The 17,061-nt window shown below is 73.9% G+C and carries 20 protein-coding genes and 1 tRNA gene; 12 read left to right on the top strand and 9 right to left on the bottom strand.

Features of this window, described 5'->3' with window-relative positions; all coding sequences use genetic code 11:
• The first annotated feature begins 5 nt into the window (after positions 1–5).
• Complete coding sequence (gene tenA / locus PP1_RS20375) at positions 6–674, top strand: thiaminase II (RefSeq protein ID WP_010243188.1); 669 nt, start codon at positions 6–8, stop codon at positions 672–674.
• 23 nt (positions 675–697) lie between these two features.
• On the opposite strand, the gene PP1_RS20370 is transcribed toward tenA, so the two are convergent.
• The 3 genes from PP1_RS20370 to PP1_RS20360 form a co-directional block, all read right to left on the bottom strand.
• Positions 698–1,117 carry a phage holin family protein gene (locus tag PP1_RS20370; RefSeq protein ID WP_227012767.1) on the bottom strand — a complete coding sequence of 140 codons (420 nt, stop codon included), beginning with the start codon at positions 1,115–1,117 and terminating at the stop codon, positions 698–700.
• Positions 1,114–2,355: a serine hydrolase domain-containing protein gene (locus tag PP1_RS20365; RefSeq protein WP_010243184.1), complete on the bottom strand. Its 1,242-nt coding sequence runs from the start codon at positions 2,353–2,355 to the stop codon at positions 1,114–1,116. The genes PP1_RS20370 and PP1_RS20365 overlap by 4 nt, the downstream gene beginning before the upstream one ends.
• Before the next feature lie 89 nt (positions 2,356–2,444).
• The gene (locus PP1_RS20360) at positions 2,445–3,248 is read right to left on the bottom strand and encodes a class I SAM-dependent methyltransferase (protein ID WP_082398771.1); all 804 of its coding nucleotides are present in this window, start codon (positions 3,246–3,248) and stop codon (positions 2,445–2,447) included.
• A gap of 164 nt (positions 3,249–3,412) precedes the next feature.
• On the opposite strand from PP1_RS20360, the gene PP1_RS20355 reads away from it, so the two are divergent.
• Entirely contained in the window at positions 3,413–4,387 is a 975-nt protein-coding gene (locus PP1_RS20355; protein WP_010243181.1) for a patatin-like phospholipase family protein, read from the top strand.
• A gap of 100 nt (positions 4,388–4,487) precedes the next feature.
• Positions 4,488–4,745, top strand: a complete 258-nt coding sequence (locus tag PP1_RS20350; RefSeq protein WP_010243179.1) for a hypothetical protein — start codon at positions 4,488–4,490, stop codon at positions 4,743–4,745.
• 16 nt (positions 4,746–4,761) lie between these two features.
• Here the strand turns inward: PP1_RS20350 and PP1_RS20345 are convergent, their stop codons facing one another.
• Complete coding sequence (locus PP1_RS20345; protein WP_010243177.1) at positions 4,762–4,980, bottom strand: FDXHR family putative zinc-binding protein; 219 nt, start codon at positions 4,978–4,980, stop codon at positions 4,762–4,764.
• 155 nt (positions 4,981–5,135) lie between these two features.
• Between PP1_RS20345 and PP1_RS20340 the strand changes: the two genes are divergently transcribed.
• The gene (locus tag PP1_RS20340) at positions 5,136–6,770 is read left to right on the top strand and encodes a CocE/NonD family hydrolase (RefSeq protein WP_010243175.1); all 1,635 of its coding nucleotides are present in this window, start codon (positions 5,136–5,138) and stop codon (positions 6,768–6,770) included.
• 161 nt (positions 6,771–6,931) lie between these two features.
• On the opposite strand, the gene PP1_RS20335 is transcribed toward PP1_RS20340, so the two are convergent.
• Entirely contained in the window at positions 6,932–7,285 is a 354-nt protein-coding gene (locus PP1_RS20335) for a hypothetical protein (protein ID WP_010243173.1), read from the bottom strand.
• Positions 7,286–7,713: 428 nt separating this feature from the next.
• Between PP1_RS20335 and eat the strand changes: the two genes are divergently transcribed.
• From eat to eutC, 3 genes are read left to right on the top strand one after another with little or no spacing between them, the layout of a single operon-like run.
• The gene (eat, locus tag PP1_RS20330) at positions 7,714–9,108 is read left to right on the top strand and encodes an ethanolamine permease (RefSeq protein WP_010243171.1); all 1,395 of its coding nucleotides are present in this window, start codon (positions 7,714–7,716) and stop codon (positions 9,106–9,108) included.
• A gap of 33 nt (positions 9,109–9,141) precedes the next feature.
• Entirely contained in the window at positions 9,142–10,518 is a 1,377-nt protein-coding gene (locus PP1_RS20325) for an ethanolamine ammonia-lyase subunit EutB (protein ID WP_010243169.1), read from the top strand.
• Positions 10,515–11,249, top strand: a complete 735-nt coding sequence (gene eutC / locus PP1_RS20320) for an ethanolamine ammonia-lyase subunit EutC (protein WP_010243167.1) — start codon at positions 10,515–10,517, stop codon at positions 11,247–11,249. The genes PP1_RS20325 and eutC overlap by 4 nt, the downstream gene beginning before the upstream one ends.
• A 5-nt stretch (positions 11,250–11,254) precedes the next feature.
• Here the strand turns inward: eutC and PP1_RS20315 are convergent, their stop codons facing one another.
• Entirely contained in the window at positions 11,255–11,506 is a 252-nt protein-coding gene (locus tag PP1_RS20315) for a hypothetical protein (RefSeq protein ID WP_010243165.1), read from the bottom strand.
• 89 nt (positions 11,507–11,595) lie between these two features.
• On the opposite strand from PP1_RS20315, the gene PP1_RS20310 reads away from it, so the two are divergent.
• The 4 genes from PP1_RS20310 (at position 11,596) to PP1_RS20295 (ending at position 14,228) form a co-directional block, all read left to right on the top strand.
• Positions 11,596–12,234, top strand: coding sequence for a maleylpyruvate isomerase family mycothiol-dependent enzyme (locus tag PP1_RS20310; RefSeq protein ID WP_010243163.1), 639 nt, complete (start codon positions 11,596–11,598; stop codon positions 12,232–12,234).
• 31 nt (positions 12,235–12,265) lie between these two features.
• Positions 12,266–12,607 (top strand): ArsR/SmtB family transcription factor, encoded by a 342-nt coding sequence (locus PP1_RS20305; protein WP_033200686.1) that lies wholly within the window; start codon positions 12,266–12,268, stop codon positions 12,605–12,607.
• Positions 12,604–13,107 (top strand): SRPBCC family protein, encoded by a 504-nt coding sequence (locus PP1_RS20300; protein ID WP_010243159.1) that lies wholly within the window; start codon positions 12,604–12,606, stop codon positions 13,105–13,107. The genes PP1_RS20305 and PP1_RS20300 overlap by 4 nt, the downstream gene beginning before the upstream one ends.
• A 116-nt stretch (positions 13,108–13,223) precedes the next feature.
• Positions 13,224–14,228 carry an AraC family transcriptional regulator gene (locus tag PP1_RS20295; protein WP_010243157.1) on the top strand — a complete coding sequence of 335 codons (1,005 nt, stop codon included), beginning with the start codon at positions 13,224–13,226 and terminating at the stop codon, positions 14,226–14,228.
• Between the two features lie 83 nt (positions 14,229–14,311).
• Here PP1_RS20295 and PP1_RS20290 read toward each other — a convergent pair.
• Positions 14,312–14,396: transfer RNA gene (locus PP1_RS20290), tRNA-Tyr, on the bottom strand.
• Between the two features lie 98 nt (positions 14,397–14,494).
• Between PP1_RS20290 and PP1_RS20285 the strand changes: the two genes are divergently transcribed.
• A complete protein-coding gene (locus PP1_RS20285) occupies positions 14,495–14,986 on the top strand; it encodes a YajQ family cyclic di-GMP-binding protein (protein WP_010243155.1) in 492 nt (163 codons plus the stop codon).
• Here PP1_RS20285 and PP1_RS20280 read toward each other — a convergent pair.
• On the bottom strand, positions 14,977–16,464 hold the full coding sequence (locus PP1_RS20280) for an amidase (RefSeq protein ID WP_029240093.1): 1,488 nt from the start codon (positions 16,462–16,464) through the stop codon (positions 14,977–14,979). The genes PP1_RS20285 and PP1_RS20280 overlap by 10 nt on opposite strands.
• A 25-nt stretch (positions 16,465–16,489) precedes the next feature.
• Entirely contained in the window at positions 16,490–17,044 is a 555-nt protein-coding gene (locus PP1_RS20275) for a hypothetical protein (RefSeq protein WP_010243151.1), read from the bottom strand.
• Between the last annotated feature and the right edge of the window lie 17 nt (positions 17,045–17,061).

Here is a 17,061-nt window from a genome sequence, read left to right as displayed (position 1 = left end):
GACGGATGGCGGACCGCACGCGTGACCTGCTCTGGTCGGACGTCGAGACCATCCACGGGAAGATCCTCCGGCACCCGTTCGTCACCGGGCTGACCGACGGATCGTTGCCCCACGACACGTTCCGGCACTACATCGTCCAGGACGCGCACTACCTGCGCGGCTACGCGAAGGCGCTCGCGGTGTGCGCGGCGAAGGCCCCCACCGACGACGACACCCTGATGTTCGCCGAGCACGCCGGCGGTGCGATCACCGCCGAGCGCGAGCTGCACGACGACCTGCTCGGCGCGCTGGGCCTCACCTCCGAGCAGGCCCGCACGGCGCCGGTCGCCCCGGCCACCCGCGCCTACGTCAGCTACCTGCTCGCCGCCGTGTACGGCGGGTCGTGGGCGGAGGGCGTCGCCGCGGTGCTTCCCTGTTACTGGATCTACGCGAAGGTCGGCGAGCACCTGGTCGGGACCGGCTCGCAGGACCCCCTCTACCAGCGCTGGATCGACATGTACGCCGGTGAGGAGTACCGCGCGGTGGTCGACGCCGCCCTGGACGCCACCGACCGGGCCGGTGCGGCCGCGTCCGTCGCGGAGCTCGCCCTGATGCGCGAGCACTTCACGACGACGTCGCGCTACGAGTGGATGTTCTGGGACGCCGCGCACCGGCAGGAGACCTGGCCGGTCTGACGACCCCCGCCGGGGCCGCCGGGTCAGCGGGCGTCGTAGCGGTCCGGGATCACGAGGTGCAGGAAGAACGACACGATCCCGACGATGATCGCGCCCCAGAACGCGGACCAGAACCCGTCGACGACGAACGGCAGGTCCACCAGACCGGCCAGCCAGCCGGTCAGCATGAACATCAGCGCGTTCACCACCAGGGCGAACAGCCCGAGCGTGAGGATGTAGAGCGGGCAGCCGAGCGTCGCCACGACGGGCTTGACGATCGCGTTCACCACGCCGAACACGAGCGCGACGGCGAGCAGCGTCCCGGCCCGGGCCCCGGTCGACCCGGCGCTGAGGTCGATGCCGCTGACGAGGACGGTCGCCACCCACAGCGACGCTGCGACCACCAGCGTCCGTACGACGAACGCGAGTCCTGGTCCGGCCTGCATCGCCGGTCGGTCACTCATCGGTCGATCACCGCCTGCTGCACGAGGGTCTGGAGCTGGGAACGGATCGGGTAGGTGCTCGACGGCACCAGCTGGGTGAAGAAGAGGGCGACGACGTCGTCGACCGGGTCCACCCAGAACGCGGTGGAGGCGAGCCCGCCCCAGGCGAAGGTGCCCGGGTTGGCGAGCTGCTTGGCCGCCGCCGGGTCGATCACCACGGAGAAGCCGAGTCCGAAGCCGACACCGGCGAACGCGGACTCGGAGAAGATCGGGCGGCCGACCGTGTCGAGGTCCTCACCGCCGGGCAGGTGGTTGCGGGTCGCCGCGGCGAGCGTGCGCGGTCCCACGATCCGGACGCCGTCGAGCTCGCCGCCGCGGGCCAGCATGCGGGCGAACCGCAGGTAGTCGCCCGCGGTGGAGAGCAGCCCGCCGCCGCCGGAGAGGTAGTCCGGCTGCCGGGTCGCCGTGCGTGCCAGCACCTTGTTGACGACGAGCCCGCCGCCGGGCTTGGCGTTGTAGAGCGTCGCGAGCCGCTCGGCCTCCGGCGAGTCCGGCGCGACCGAGAACGTCGTCTCGGTCATCCCCAGCGGGCCGGTGATCTCGTCGCGGAAGAACTCGTCGAGCCGCCGGCCCGACGCGACCTCGACGACCCGCCCGAGCACGTCGGTGGCCACCGAGTAGTTCCACTCGGTGCCGGGCTGGAACAGCAGCGGGAACGACGCGAAGTGCTCGGTGGCCGTCGCGAGGTCCATCCCGGCGGGGGCGCCGAACTCGAAGCCCTTCGAGCGGTACATCTCGTCCACCGGGTGCGCGTGGTGGAAGCCGTAGGTGAGACCGGCGGTGTGGGTGAGCAGGTGGTGGATCCGGACGGGCTCGACGGCCGCGTCGGTCCCCGGGTTCAGGGCCGACCCGCCGCGGTAGACCCGCTGGTCGGCGAACGCCGGGATGTAGCGCGACACCGGGTCGGTCAGCTCCAGCGCGCCGCGCTCCCAGAGCATGAGCGTCGCGATCGACGTGATCGGCTTGGTCATCGAGTAGATGCGCCAGATCGTGTCGTCGGTGACCGGGGTCCGCGCGTCGACGTCGCGGTACCCGTGGTGCGAGACGTGCGCGACGCGGTCGTGCCGCGCGACCGCGATCGTCCAGCCGGGGAGCCTGCCGTCGTCGACGTAGCGGCGGAAATGGGTGTCGATCCGGGCCAGCCGCTCCGCATCGAACCCGACCTCGGCCGGGTCCACCTCGATCTTCGGAACCGTCACCGGGCCGACCCTACCGACGCGCGCTCCGCCACTCCGAAGATCCTCGCCGTGCGAGCCGTCACCGGACGGGTGGACGCTCGTCGCGCCGGTCAGGCCGCCAGCAGCTCGTAGCGGGCCAGGCGGTGGCCGCGCAGCGCGGGGACCGTCCGCAGTCCGGCCGCCATCGCACGGGTCGTGCGCGGCAGGCGCGCCGCGACGGCGGCGGGCGGCACCCCGGCGCCGCAGGCCTCCAGCAGGCGCAGGCCCCACGGCTCCAGCTCGCGGGGGTCCTCACAGGTCCAGTCGACGTCGAGGCCCTGCAGCGGGCCGGCGACCAGCCGGTCGGCGGCGGCCCGGGACAGCACGTCGGTCACCAGGGTCGCGCCGGGCAGCATCCGGGCGGCCGTGAACACGATCCGCTGCACGCCCTGCTCCGGCAGCAGCGCCAGGACCTGGTCGGACACCACGAGGTGGGGCCCGGGCAGCTCGCGGGCGAGCTCCATCCAGTCCTCGTCGAGCGCCGACCCGGACACCAGGTGCGCCGGGCCCGGCAGGAGCTCGCGCCGCAGGTCCGCGATCTCCGGGAGCTCGACGTCGATCCAGTGCGCCGGGCCCTCCGCGCCGAGCCGCCCGGCCCGCCCGTCGAGGCCCGGCCCGAGCTCCACGACCGTCCCCGACGGGTGCTCGGCGACGAACTCCCGCACCCAGTGGTCGAGCACCGCGCCGCGCAGCATCATGCAGAGCGCGTCGGTGCGGCCCGGTGCCGTTCCGAGATCGAGATCGTCGGCGAGCCCCGCGGCGGCCGGGTCGCCCACCACCGGACGGCGGCGGCGCGCGTCACTCGCGCGGGCCGACGCGGCCGGAAGCGACGTCGACTCGATCGCCCCCAACCGCAGCTGGCGTCGTTGCGTCACGGTGTTACCCCCTGGTCGGGCGAACCTACTAGGGCCCGTACCGGCATCCGGGACGGGGCGGTGGGCGGCGCCGGTCCGGCGGCCGGTGGTACGCGAGCGGTCCGCTCGTCGCCGCCGGGTACCGCGGCGTCGGGCTCCGTCCGGCCCGTCGCGATGATGGGCCGATGCGCAGCCACTCGCTCTCCCCGGGGGCCCACGGCGACGCCGAGGTCCTCGCGCTGCTCGAGCGGCGCCGGACCGCGGGCCGCGGCGCCGGCGCGCACGCCGACGACCACCGGCTGGCCCTCGTCGTCGGCGGCGGGGGGATGCGCGGCTCCTACGCCGGTGGGATGGTGCACGCCCTGGAGGCCGCGGGCCTCGCCGGCTGCTTCGACGAGGTGTGGGGCAGCTCGGCGGGTGCGTTCGTCGGGACGGCGCTGGTGCTCGGGCACGGTGCGGACGCGTCGCGGATCTTCTGCGACGACATGGCGAGCCGGGAGTTCATCGACCCGCGCCGCTTCGGGACCCGCCGTCCGATGGTGTCGCTCGATCACCTGCTCGACCACATCCTCGTGGAGTCCAAGCCGACCGACTGGTCGTCGCTGGTGACCAGCCCGGTGCCGTTGCACGTGCTGGTCACCCGGGCCTCGGACCTCTCGGCGCACGTGCTGACCGGCCTGCCCGACGGCCACGCCTGGAAGTCCGCGATGCGTGCGACGGCGGCGATCCCGCTGCTCGCCGGGCCGCCCGTCCGGATCGGCGACGACGACTGGATCGACGGGTCGGTGAGCGACCCGCTGCCGGTGGCCCGGGCGCTGCGCGGCGGCGCCACCCACGTGCTGGCGCTGATGACGCGCACCGTCGACGAGCTCGTCGCGACGCCGGCCGACGCCCGCGCCCCGCTCTGGGCGCGGTCGCTGGACCGGCTCGCCCCCGGTCTGGGCCGGATGGCACAGGACGCGAGCCGGCACGGCGAGTGTCTGTCGCTGCTGACCGACGCGGCGCACCCGGACCGGGCCGGAGCGCACCTGCTCACGCTCGCCCCGCACACGTCGGCCGGGGTGCGGGGCCTGACCACCGATCCGGGCCGCGTCGCCGCGGCCTCCCGGATCGGCCACGAGACCGTCGACGGCGCGCTCGGGCTCCCCGCTGCGGCCTGACCCGCGCCGGGCGATCATGGGGCGGGTCCGGCCGGCCCGATGATTTTCCGGGTGCCGGCCGGTCCCCACTGCCGAGCCGGGTCCGTGAGGGGGTGAGCCGATGCCGGGCGCACCGACCTTCCACACGCGCACGATCACGCTGCTCCCCGGCGGGAGCCGCCCGCACGACGAGGACGAGTGGCGCGGGGCCCTGGTCGTCGTCGACGCCGGGGAGATCGAGCTCTGCTGCTCGGCCGGCGGCAGCCGCACCTTCGGCGCGGGATCGGTCCTGTGGTTCACCGGCCTGGATCTCGTGGTCGTGCGCAACCCCGGCACGACCGACGCCGTGTTCCGCGGGATCACCCGGGCCGCGTCCTGATCCCCGGGTGGTGGGCTCAGACCCCCGCGTCGAGCGCGCGGAGCCAGATCCCGTTGCGGGTGGCGACGAGGCCCAGCTCGCCCGGGTCGGCGACGCACGCCCCGCGCCGCCGGTGGGTGTCCCAGAGCTCCGCGTCGTCGAACACCGCGCCGCAGCCGCCGAAGCGGCCACAGCAGTGCGCCCGGTCCGGTCCGACCCACTCCCGACCGCAACACGTCATCCGCTCGACCCGCACGGGGGCGCACGGTACGCGGGCCCCCCGACAGTTCCGGCCGACCGCCCTCGACCGCCCGGTGGGGCACGGCTTCCGGCGGCGGCCCGGATGGAGCAACCGGGTTCTCCTACGATCGGTCCAGCCCCGCATCGAGCGGGTGCGAGGGGGAGGTGACGATGGCCGCGCTCGCGGAACGCCTGGTCGATCGGCGGCTGGGGTTCACCGGCACCACGCCGTACGTGCGTGAGCGGGACCTGCGGGTCCCGTTGTCCGACGGTGTGGTGCTGCTCGCCGACCTCTACCGTCGTCCCGGGCCGGTCGAGCCGCGGCCGACGGTCCTCATGCGCACGCCCTACGGGCGCGACGGTCTCGGGTCGATCATCGGCTCGCTGCTGGCCCGGCGCGGCTTCCAGGTGCTGGTGCAGTCCACCCGCGGGACCTTCGGGTCCGGCGGGCAGTTCCGGCCCTTTCTGCACGAGAGCCCGGACGGGCTCGACACCCTGGACTGGGTGCGTGAGCAGGACTGGTGCGACGGCCGTGTGTCGATGGTCGGGCCGAGCTACGTCGGGCACACCCAGTGGGCGATCGCCCCGTACGCCCGTCCGGGCCTGGCCTCGATGAACGCCGACATCACCGCGTCGGAGTTCACCAGCACGTTCTACCCGGGCGGCGCACCGGGCCTGCTGAACCTGGCGAGCTGGGTCAACCAGATCGGCAGGCAGGAGCGGATCGGCGCGGTCACCGGCTTCCTGGCGACGCCGGTGTTCAGCCGTCGCAAGCGCCGCGCCGTGGCGTCGCTGCCGCTGCAGGCCGCCGACGTCGCACTGACCGGCGCGCCGGTGGTGTTCTGGCGCGACTTCGTCGAGCACGCCGAGTCGCCACGCGAGTTCTGGGCACCCGCCGAGCACGACGGGTTCGACGCCGCCGCGATGCCCCCGGTCTGCATGGTCACCGGCTGGTGGGACCTGTTCCTCGACCGGCAGCTGGTCGACTTCACCGCGCTCCAGCGGGGCGGCGCCACCGCCCGCATCACGATCGGGCCCTGGACCCACGGCGACCGGAGCTCGCTGCCGACGATCGCGCAGGAGATGGTGCACTGGCTCGGCGTGCACCTGCACGGCGGCGAGCACGACGGCCGCGCCCCGGTCCGCGCGTGGGTCGAGCACGCCGACCGGTGGACCGACCTGCCGTGCTGGCCGCCGCCGGACGCGCAGCCGACCGAGTGGTACCTGGCCCCCGGGTCCCGGCTGCGCAGCGACTCGACCGGCCCGGCCGGGGCGGGCACGTTCGTCTACGACCCGGCCGACCCGACGCCGACCGTGGGCGGGCCGATGCTGCAGCCGCCGTCGAAGCAGCACGACAACCGCGACATCGAGGCCCGCGACGACGTGCTGGTCTACACCGGGGCGCCGCTGGAGACCGATCTCGACCTGCTCGGCGACGTGTCGGCGGTCGTCTACGTCCGCACCGACTCGGGCGCCGGTGACGTCTTCGTCCGGGTGTGCGACGTCGCGCCGGACGGGACGTCGTCGAACGTCACCGACGCGATGCACCGCCTCGTCCCCGGGCGGGAGGCGAGCGCGCCGGACGGCACGACCGTCGTCCGGATGGCATTGAGCCCGACCGGGTACCGGGTCCGCGCCGGGCACCGGCTGCGGGTGCAGATCGCGGGGGCCGCGTTCCCGCGGTTCGCCCGCAACCACGGAACGGGTGAACGGATGTCGGCCGCGGTCGACGGCCGTCCCATCCGGTACGAGGTGCTGCACGGCCCCGACCACCCGTCGCACGTGGTTCTGCCGTACCACCCCTGAGCGCATTCGGGCGCATTCCCGGAATCGTCACGGAACCGGTCCCGGGAATGCAGGAATCCCCCGCTCCGGTTCGAGAGCGGGGGATGTCCGGTGCACGCGTTCCGTCCGGCCCGGGGAGACGGCCCCGGGTCCGGGCGGGCGCGACAGATCGTCGGCCTGGATCAGCCGTCGATGTTGGTCTGCGAGGTCGAGCCCGGGGAGCACTCGGAGACGGCCGGGGCGTCCTCGCCGTTCACGGCCTGCCCACCCAGCACACCCAGCACGCTGGCGGCGATGTCGACGCTGTTCAGCGAGCAGGAGAGCACGTTGGCGTTGTTCAGGGCGTTGACGTCGCCGACGTTGATCAGACCGGACTGACGGTTCGAGTCGTTCTGGTCGATGTTGTTGATCTGCTTGGCGTTGACGTCCCCGCCGTGCCCGTGCCCGTGGCCACCGTCACCGGCGAACGCCAGCGGCGAGACGGCGAGCAGCCCGGCGGTGACACCAGCGGTGACGATTCCAGCCTTCTTCAGCACAGTTCATTCTCCGTTTGTGTACGGGTCCGTGTCGGACCGGCGTGTTCGGCGTGGGTTCGGGAGCCCCGCCGATGCACAGAACGCTATCCGGTCGTACCTCGATCCAACGAATTCCTTACCACCATCGGACCAGTGGAATTACTTTAGGCGAGGATACTGCTCTCTTCCGGCATCCCGATCTTCGTCGAACTGGCCCCGACGGACGCGTCGCACGACGGACCGTCACCACGGTGGACCCGAACGGACGCGCATCCTTTTCGTGAACCACGCTCCGTGATGTCGCTCCGCACGGCCGCGTGAGCCCGCGTCACCCTCTCGCGTCGTCTTCCGCCCGCTGCATCACGAAACAGAACCCTCACAACGGCGTATCCCACCCGGCCGGGGGTCACTCCTACGATCCGCTCACCCGACGAGCGGAGGCGTGCCCCATGAGCGACCCGACCGAGGACTATCTGGCCCGACGCACGCTCCGCACGGGCGCCGCCGGCTGGGTGCTGCTCGCCGGCCTCGGCGTGAGCTACGTCATCTCCGGCGACTACTCCGGATGGAACTTCGGCCTGGCCGAGGGCGGTTTCGGGGGCCTGCTCGTCGCCGGGATCGTCATCGCCGCGATGTACTTCGCGATGGTCCTGGGCATGGCCGAGCTGTCCTCGGCGCTCCCGGCCGCCGGCGGCGGCTACACGTTCGCCCGCCGCGCGCTCGGGCCGTGGGGCGGGTTCGCCACCGGGACGGCGATCCTCATCGAGTACGCGATCGCCCCGGCCGCGATCGCGACCTTCATCGGCGCCTACGTCGAGTCGCTGGGCCTGTTCGGGATCACCGACGGCTGGTGGGTCTACCTGGCCGCCTACGTCGTCTTCATCGGCATCCACCTCACCGGTGCGGGCGAGGCCCTGAAGGCGATGTTCGTGATCACGGCGATCGCGCTGGTCGGGCTGGTGGTGTTCGCCGTCGCCGCGATCCCGCTGTTCGACCCGGCCAACCTGGTCGACATCGCGCCGACCGCTGCGGCGGGCGCGTCACCGTTCCTGCCGTTCGGGTGGCTCGGCGTCTGGGCCGCCGTGCCCTTCGCGATCTGGTTCTTCCTCGCGCTGGAGGGCGTCCCGCTGGCGGCCGAGGAGGCGCGGGACCCGGAGCGCAACGTCCCGCGCGGCATCCTCGCCGCGATGCTCGTCCTGCTGCTGACGGGTGCGTCGGTGCTGGTGCTGGCCACCGGGGCGCTCGGTGCCGACGCCCTCTCGGAGTCCGGCAACCCGCTGGTCGAGGCGCTCGGCAGCTCGCCGGCCGCCGTCGTCGTCAACTACATCGGTCTGGCCGGGCTCGTCGCCAGCTTCTTCTCGATCATCTACGCCTACTCGCGGCAGACGTTCGCCCTGTCCCGCGCCGGGTACCTGCCGCGCGTCCTGTCGATCACCAACGGCCGGAAGGCGCCGACGCTCGCACTGCTCGTCCCCGGCCTGGTCGGGTTCCTGCTGTCGCTGACCGGGCAGGGCGACATGCTGCTGAACATGGCGGTGTTCGGTGCCGCGCTGTCGTACGTGCTGATGATGGTCAGCCACATCGTGCTGCGCAGGCGGGCGCCGGAGATGCCGCGGCCGTACCGGACGCCGGGCGGGACGGTCACGACCGGGTTCGCGCTGGTCGTCGCGCTGCTGGCGGTGGTCGCGACGTTCCTGGTCGATCCGGTCGCCGCGGGCGCGACCCTGGGTGCTTTCGCCCTGTTCATGCTGTACTTCGCCCTCTACTCACGGCGTCACCTGGTGGCCGCCGCGCCGGACGAGGAGTTCGCGGCGCTGGCGGAGGCCGAGGCGGAGCTGACGTGACGGAGCCGATGTGACGGCCGAGCGGGGGGCGGGATGACACGGCGGCGGGCGACCCTCGGTGGTCACACCTACGAGTTCGCGGACCTCGCGGCGCTGCTGGCCGCCGCCACTCCGGAACGCTCCGGTGACGTGCTCGCCGGGATCGGCGCGTCGTCGGAGCAGGAACGGGTCGCCGCCCAGGGCGTCCTGGCCGACCTCCCCCTGGCGACGTTCCTCTCCGAGCAGGTCGTCCCGTACGAGGACGACGACGTCACCCGGCTGATCGTCGACACCCACGACCGGGAGGCGTTCGCCCCGGTCGCGTCGATGACCGTCGGCGGGTTCCGGGAGCACCTGCTCCGGCCCTCGACCGACACGACGTCCCTCGCCGCCGGGCTCACCCCGGAGATGGTCGCGGCGACGGCCAAGCTGATGCGGCTGCAGGACCTCGTCGCGGTCGGCCGACGCACCCCGGTCGTCACGGCGTTCCGGTCCACGGTCGGGCTGCCGGGCACGATGGCGACCCGGCTCCAGCCCAACCACCCGACCGACGACCCGGGCGGGGTGACGGCGTCCATCGTGGACGGCCTCCTGCTCGGCTGCGGCGACGCCGTCATCGGGATCAACCCGGCCACCGACTCGCCGCAGCGCACGACCGAGCTCCTGCACCTGATCGACGAGGTGCGCACCCGGTACGAGATCCCCACCCAGTCCTGCGTGCTCGCCCATCTCACGACGTCGATCGAGATCATGGAGCGCGGCGCCCCCGTCGACCTCGTCTTCCAGTCGATCGCCGGGACCCAGGCCGCGAACGAGGGGTTCGGCGTCGGCCTGGACCTGCTGCGCGAGGCGCACGAGGCCGCGCTCGCACTGGGCCGGGGCACGGTCGGCACGAATTGCATGTACTTCGAGACCGGTCAGGGCAGCGCGCTGTCCGCCGACGCGCACCACGGCGTCGACCAGCAGACCCTCGAGACCCGTGCCTACGGCGTGGCGCGGGCCTTCGATCCGCTGCTGGTCAACACCGTCGTCGGGTTCATCGGGCCGGAGTACCTGCGCGACGGCAAGCAGATCACCCGGGCCGGGCTGGAGGACCACGTGTGCGGGAAGCTGCTGGGCGTCCCGATGGGGGTCGACGTCTGCTACACCAACCATGCCGAGGCCGACGCCGACGACACCGACGCCCTGCTCACCCTGCTCGGCGCCGCGGGCTGCTCGTTCGTCATCTGCGTGCCCGGCGGCGACGACGTGATGCTGCACTACCAGTCGCTGTCGTTCCACGACGCGCTCTACGCCCGCCAGGTGCTGGGACTGCAGCCCGCGCCCGAGTTCGCGTCGTGGCTGGCGACGATGGACATGCTCGACGACGACGGCCGGGTCCGTGAGCTCCCGGCGTCGGCGATGCGTGCACTGACGGCGGGGGTCCGGTGACCGGGCACGGCGGGTCCGACCCGCTCGACGTCCTGCGCGCCTCGACCCGGGCCCGGGTCGCGCTGGGCCGCGCCGGCGACGCCCTGCCCACCGCCCGGCTGTTGGAGCTGCGGGCTGCGCACGCCGCCGCCCGCGACGCCGTCCACACCCCGCTCGACGCCGACGCGCTCGCCGACCGGATCGCCGGGCTCGGCGTGCCGACGCTGCGTGCGGCCGGCGCCCCGCGCGACCGCGCCGAGTACCTGACCCGCCCCGACCTCGGCCGCCGGCTGGCGCCCGGTGTGGAGCTGCCGCGGGGTGAGCACGACGTCGTGCTCGTCGTCGCCGACGGGCTCTCTCCGCTAGCGGTGACCGACCACGCGGTGGGGATGCTCGCCGAGGTCCTCGACCGGCTCGGTGACGCGCGGGTGGCCCCGGTCGTCGTCGCCACCCAGGCCCGGGTGGCGCTCGGCGACGAGATCGCCACCGCGGTCGGCGCCCGGAGCGTGGTGGTCCTGATCGGCGAGCGGCCCGGGATGAGCTCGGTCGACTCGCTCGGCGTCTACTTCACCTACGACGCCCGCCGCGGCCGTCGCGACTCCGAGCGGAACTGCCTGTCCAACATCCGGCCCCCGCACGGCACCGGGTACGCCGAGGCCGCGACGACGCTCGCCCTGCTGATGGGTGAGGCGTGGCGGCTCAAGCTGTCCGGGGTGGCGCTGAAAGCGGATCCCGCGCTGCCGGCGGGGTGAGCCGGTCAGCCGCGCAGCTGCCCGACGGCGGCCTCGGCCGCGTCGATCTGCCGGGTGCCCTGCCCGACCGCCCACGCCCGCGTGTCGCGGTCGACGGCCAGGCACGTCCACCCGGGTCCGTCCTCACCGGACAGGTGCACCAGCAGGATCCGGTCGTCGTGCTCGACCCGGAGCCGGTGTCGCGGGTTGCCGTCCTCGTGCAGCGTCCGGACGGGCGGCTCGGTGTCGGGCGCGACGAACGACGTCCAGCGCGGCATCGGTGCTCCTCGGTGTCGACGGACCGGGATGAGTTCCGCAGTGTTCCGCGGTCTCCCCTTCCGAGGCCACCGACCACCGGGAGACGACCGTGCCGCTGACGCCCCGTGACGACCTGTGGGCCGCGATCCACGCGGAGCGCGCCGCCCTCGCCGAGGACCTCGGCGACCTGACCGACGAGCAGTGGGCGACGCCGTCGCTGTGCGGGCGCTGGACGGTCGAGGAGGTCGTCGCCCACCTCACGGCGGCGGCGAGCACCGGCACGTTCCGCTGGGTGCGGAGCATGCTCGCCGCCCGGTTCGACGACGGCGTCCACAACGACCGCCGGCTCGCGGAGCACCGGGGCGTCACCCCCGCCGGGACGCTCGAACGCTTCCGCGCGGTGGTCACCGCCACGACGGCGGCGTCCGGGCACACCGCGGCGTGGCTGGGCGAGGTCGTCGTGCACGGCCAGGACGTCCGGCTCCCGCTCGGCATCGACCGCGCCCCGTCGGTCGGGGCGGCCACCGCCGTCGCCGGGTTCTTCGTGCGCCGCGACTTCACCGTGAACAGCCGCCGGGCCGCCGCCGGGCTGCGGCTGGAGGCCACGGACGGACCGTTCGCCCACGGCTCGGGGCCCCTGGTCCGCGGGACCACGGTGGCACTGGTGACGGCGCTGGCCGGGCGTGCCGCCGTGCTCGGCGAGCTGGACGGCCCGGGCGTCGCGACCCTGCGGGAACGCTGTACCTGATATTCCTTGACACGTATATACCGGTAACGGCATGCTAGGACTCGTGCGCGACGTCTTCGACGTGCTGGCCGACCCGACCCGGCGAGCCATCCTCGACGAGCTCCGCCGCCGGGGCGGGTGCGTCGTCGGTGAGCTCACGACGGCGCTCGGGCTCGGGCAGCCCACGGTCTCGAAACACCTGCGGGTGCTGCGCGACCTGCACGTGGTCGACGTCGTCGCCGAGTCCCAGCAACGTCGCTACAGCCTGCGGCCCGGCGGGCTGGCGGCGGTCGAGGACTGGCTCGCACCGCACCGCGCGTACTGGACGGAACGGTTCGAGGCGCTCGGCGAGTACCTCGACGAGACGGACCCCGCAGGAGGAGACACCGCATGAGCACCGACGTCAGGCTGGAACACGGCCCGGAAGGGCCGGTCCTCCACTTCACCCGCCGCTACCCGCACTCCGTCGAACGGGTGTGGGCGGCGCTCACCGAGCCCGAGCGGATGAGCCGCTGGTTCCCCTGCGAGGTGGAGGCCGATCTCCGCGTCGGCGGCCTGATCACGTTCCGGTTCGGCGCCGACGACGTCGACACCGCCGAGATCACCGAGCTGGACCCGCCCCGGGTGCTGGCGTTCACGTGGGGCGGTGAGCACCTGCGATGGACGGTCACCCCCGACGGTGACGGCTGCGTGCTGCGGCTGGAGAACCCCGTCGCGGACCCGGGCTGGACCGCGAACACCGCGGCCGGCTGGGACCGCTGCCTCCACGCACTCGCCGCGGACCTCGACGGCGAGGAGCCCCCGGAACACACCGGGCCCGACGAGGCGCTCACCGCCCACTACCGGGAGGTCCTGGGTCCGCACCCCTTGCCGTCGCCACCGGGACGGGGATAATCCGGTCCGCGGGTCCCGCCCGAACCGGCTGCCGGAACCAGGACCCGTGGGAGGCGCCCGGACACGGCCGTCCGCGGGAGGCGCCGGCCCTCGGCACGAACCGCACGAGGATGAGGATGTCCGCGAGCGACGGGTCCGACGGCGAGATCACCCGGTCCGGCTTCTCCACCACCGATCCCGCACGCGCCGAGCAGTTCTTCCGCGACTCCTACGCCGACCTGCGGCTCCGGTTCACCGGACGACCGGAGGACTTCACCGTCGACCAGCTCGCGGTCACGGGCCCCGGGCTGGTGGTGAGCACGCTGCAGATCGGCATCGACCTGACCTACGCGATCGACCAGATGCTCGACGACGTCCTCGTGATGTCCAGCCCCTTCACCGGCCGGCTCACCTACGCCGAGACCTGCTACCAGGACACCTGCGTGACCCGGGGCGAGGTGGCTCTCAGCCCACCGACCGGACCGGCGGTCGCGGCGTCCGAGCAGCTCGGCGCGGCCGTCGTCGTCCTCGACCGCGCCCGGGTGGCCCGGCACGCGGCCGCGATGGTCGGGATCGAGCCCGACCAGCTGCGGTTCGACCGGATCACGCCCGCGGACCCGCGGATGGCGCGGTTCTGGACGGGCACGGTCGCGCACGTCCGCGACGACGTGCTGATCAACCCCTGGGTGGTCGCCGAGCCGATCCTGGCGAACCAGGCGTTCCGCACGCTGGCCACCGGACTGCTCTCGACGATCCCGAACTCGGCGCTCGCACGCGCGGTCGACCCCGAGACCCCACCGGTCCACGGCGACCTCCCGGAGGCCACGCTCCGGGAGGTCGCCGAGTACATCGACGCACACGCCGACCGGCCGCTCGGGCCCACCGACATCGTCGGCCTGACGGGACGGTCCACCCGTGACGTCGGGGAGGGCCTGCGCCGGAGCCGCGGGAAGCATCCCTCCGAGCTGCTCTGGGACGCCCGGCTGCGCGGGGCGCGGAGAGCCCTCGAACAGGCCGCGCCGGAGACCGCCCCGGACATCGCCGCCCTCGCGCGCCGGTGGGGGTTCGGCGACCTCGGACGGTTCCGGGTCGCCTACACCCGTGCATTCGGCGAGCCCCCCGAGGAGACGCTGCGCCGCTGAGCGACCGGCCGGGAGGAGCACTCCCACAACGAGAAAGGCCCCCGCTCCCAGCGTCTCCGCTGGTCGGGGGCCTCTCTCAACCCTGGTGGCTGGTCCAGGATTCGAACCTGGGAAGGCTACGCCGACGGATTTACAGTCCGCTCCCTTTGGCCGCTCGGGCAACCAGCCGGGGTGCACGTCGTTCTCTCTCGGTGCGTGGACGAGGATACGACACGACACGTGAGCCCCCGACGAGGGGGGCCCGACCCCGAGAGGAGGACCGAGACATGGCGGACCCGTCGTTCGACGTCGTCAGCAAGGTGGACCGGCAGGAGGTCGACAACGCCCTCAACCAGGCCGCGAAGGAGCTCTCGCAGCGGTTCGACTTCCGCGGGACGAACACCACGGTCGCCTGGGCCGGGGAGGAGGCCGTCACCTTCGAGTCCGACACCGAGGAGCGGCTGCGCGCCGGGCTCGAGGTCTTCAAGGAGAAGCTGATCAAGCGGGGCATCTCGCTGAAGGCGTTCGAGGCCGACGAGCCGGCGATCTCCGGCAAGACCTACCGGGCGAACGGCACGATCCTCCAGGGCATCGCGCAGGACAAGGCCAAGGAGATCAGCAAGGCGATCCGGGACGAGAAGCTCAAGGGCGTCCAGGCCCAGATCCAGGGCGACCAGCTGCGCGTCTCGGGCAAGAAGAAGGACGACCTCCAGGCCGTGATCGCGCTGCTGAAGGAGAAGGACTTCGGCATCGCACTGCAGTTCACGAACTACCGCTGACCGAGCGGCGGCTCCCGGTGCGCCCACGGGCGGGCCCGCTCCAGCTGTGCGGCCAGCGCCAGTAGCTCGGGCTCCGACCCGGGCCGTCCGACGAACTGGACGCCGAGCGGCAGCCCGCCGGGCGTCCGGTACAGCGGCACCGACGACGCCGGACGCCCGGTCAGGTTCGCCAGCTGGGTGTAGGGGACCGGGGCGAAGTTGGCGTCGACCAGGCTCTCGACCAGGTTCATCCGCCCGAGCAGCCCACCGGCCCGTGCCGACAGCAGCCCCCGCGCGGTCAGCTCGACCGGCGCGGCCAGGTCGAGCTCCCCGATCGGCCACGGCGGCCGGGCCAGGGTCGGGGTGAGCAGCAGGTCGTAGCGCTGGTGGAACTCCGCCAGCGCGCGGGTGTGGGTCTGCCAGCGGGCCTGCGCCCCCAGGTAGGCCGGTGCCGGGGTGGCCCGCCCGATGGCGGCCATCACCCGGGTCGCGGTCTCGAACGCGTCGTCGCCGCAGCCGGTCAGCCGGCGGGCGGCGTCGACCTGCGTGGCGATCATCCCGAACCACGTCGTGAGGAAGTCGGTGGCGAGCGCCCGGCCGTCGACCGCGGGAGCGGACTCCTCGACGACGTGCCCGAGCCCGGTGAGCAGCTCGGCGGCGTCGGCCGCGGCGGCGACGGCCTCGGGGTGCACGGCTCCGCCGAGCGGGGACGCCGTGCTCATCCCGATCCGCAGGCGGCGAGGATCGTCGCGGACCGCGTCGGCGTAGGGCCGCTCCGGCGGCCGCACGAGGTACGGGCTCTCCGGGGCGGGACCGGCGACGACGTCGAGCAGCGCCGCGGAGTCGCGGACCGTCCGCGACAGCACGCCCTGCACGGCGGCGCCGTGGAACCCCTCGTCGGCCTCCGGACCGGAGGGGACGACGCCGCGGCCCGGCTTCAGCCCGAACAGCCCGCAGGCAGCGGCGGGGATGCGGATCGACCCTCCGCCGTCGCTCGCACCGGCGGCCGGGACGATCCCGGCGGCGACCGCCGCGGCGGACCCGCCGGAGCTGCCACCGGGGGTGCGGGCCGGGTCCCACGGGTTGCGGGTCGGGCCGCCGGCGACCGGTTCCGTCACCGCGCGGGCACCGAACTCGGGCGTCGCGGTACGGCCGAGGACGACGAGCCCCGCGTCGAGCCAGCGCCGCACCACCGTGGAGGTCTCCGGGCGCGGGTACGACGCCAGCGGCCGGGTCCCGCTGCCCGTCGGGACGCCCGCGATGTGCTGGCCGAGGTCCTTCACCAGGAACGGCACCCCGGCGAACGGCCCGGTCAGCGCGCCCCGCGCGCGGGCACGGGCGCTGCCGGTCAGCCGGTGCCGGATCGCGTTGATCGACGGCTCGACGGCGTCGGCCCGGTCGAGCGCCGCCTCCAGCAGTTCCGGCGCGCTCACCTCACCCGAGGCGACGAGCCCGGCCAGGCCGACGGCGTCGTGGCTGCGGTAGTCCTCCCACGTGATCCCCACACGGGGATCGAAGCACGGATCAGGGGCCGGACACCGGTGCGGGCGGTGCGGGTGCCGGAGCGGGATCCGGCGCACCGTTCACCCCGGCGACGACGCCGAGGGCCAGCACGATCGCCGTCGCCGCGCCCAGGACGGCAGGCAGCACCGGCCGCACCGACGACGGCAGCACGGTCGCCGTCGTGCCGCGCACGGGGGCGGGCCGGAACGGCTCCGGCAGCTGCGCGACCGCGTGGGGACCGCGCCAGGAGGCCCGGTCGTCGCGTGGACGCGGGATCACCGGCAGCGCCTGGGTCGGGGCCTCGTCGGCCGGATCACCCGCGTGCGGGGTGAACAGCTCGTCACCGGCGGGCGCGGGCTGCGGCACGGCCGGGGCGTCGCCCGTCGCCTGCACGTCCGGCCGGGCCGGTACCTCGACGCGCTCCGCGCGGTCCTCCGCCGGGGACCACGCCTGCTGCTCGGGGACGTCCGCCCGGACACCTGCCGGCTCGTCGTCCCGGGGGCCGCCCTGGGTCGGCACGGCCGGTCCGGTGTCCGACAGCGCGTGCCGGGGCTTGCGGGACGGGGTCTCGCTCATCGGGTCCTCTTCTGCAG

This window comes from Pseudonocardia sp. P1, assembly GCF_000178675.2.
Taxonomy (GTDB): Bacteria; Actinomycetota; Actinomycetes; order Mycobacteriales; family Pseudonocardiaceae; genus Pseudonocardia.
Note: the sequence above shows the minus strand (reverse complement) of the source record. Positions and strands in the feature narration are given on the sequence as shown.

Bases quoted from the DNA above. Each gene is read 5' to 3' on its own strand.
- PP1_RS20275 (WP_010243151.1), bottom strand. From the start codon at position 17,044: ATGAGCGAGACCCCGTCCCGCAAGCCCCGGCACGCGCTGTCGGACACC.
- PP1_RS20300 (WP_010243159.1), top strand. From the start codon at position 12,604: ATGAGCACCGACGTCAGGCTGGAACACGGCCCGGAAGGGCCGGTCCTC.
- PP1_RS20370 (WP_227012767.1), bottom strand. From the start codon at position 1,117: ATGAGTGACCGACCGGCGATGCAGGCCGGACCAGGACTCGCGTTCGTC.
- PP1_RS20355 (WP_010243181.1), top strand. From the start codon at position 3,413: ATGCGCAGCCACTCGCTCTCCCCGGGGGCCCACGGCGACGCCGAGGTC.
- PP1_RS20285 (WP_010243155.1), top strand. From the start codon at position 14,495: ATGGCGGACCCGTCGTTCGACGTCGTCAGCAAGGTGGACCGGCAGGAG.
- eat (WP_010243171.1), top strand. From the start codon at position 7,714: ATGAGCGACCCGACCGAGGACTATCTGGCCCGACGCACGCTCCGCACG.
- PP1_RS20340 (WP_010243175.1), top strand. From the start codon at position 5,136: ATGGCCGCGCTCGCGGAACGCCTGGTCGATCGGCGGCTGGGGTTCACC.
- tenA (WP_010243188.1), top strand. From the start codon at position 6: ATGGCGGACCGCACGCGTGACCTGCTCTGGTCGGACGTCGAGACCATC.
- PP1_RS20295 (WP_010243157.1), top strand. From the start codon at position 13,224: ATGTCCGCGAGCGACGGGTCCGACGGCGAGATCACCCGGTCCGGCTTC.
- PP1_RS20315 (WP_010243165.1), bottom strand. From the start codon at position 11,506: ATGCCGCGCTGGACGTCGTTCGTCGCGCCCGACACCGAGCCGCCCGTC.
- PP1_RS20350 (WP_010243179.1), top strand. From the start codon at position 4,488: ATGCCGGGCGCACCGACCTTCCACACGCGCACGATCACGCTGCTCCCC.
- PP1_RS20305 (WP_033200686.1), top strand. From the start codon at position 12,266: ATGCTAGGACTCGTGCGCGACGTCTTCGACGTGCTGGCCGACCCGACC.
- PP1_RS20325 (WP_010243169.1), top strand. From the start codon at position 9,142: ATGACACGGCGGCGGGCGACCCTCGGTGGTCACACCTACGAGTTCGCG.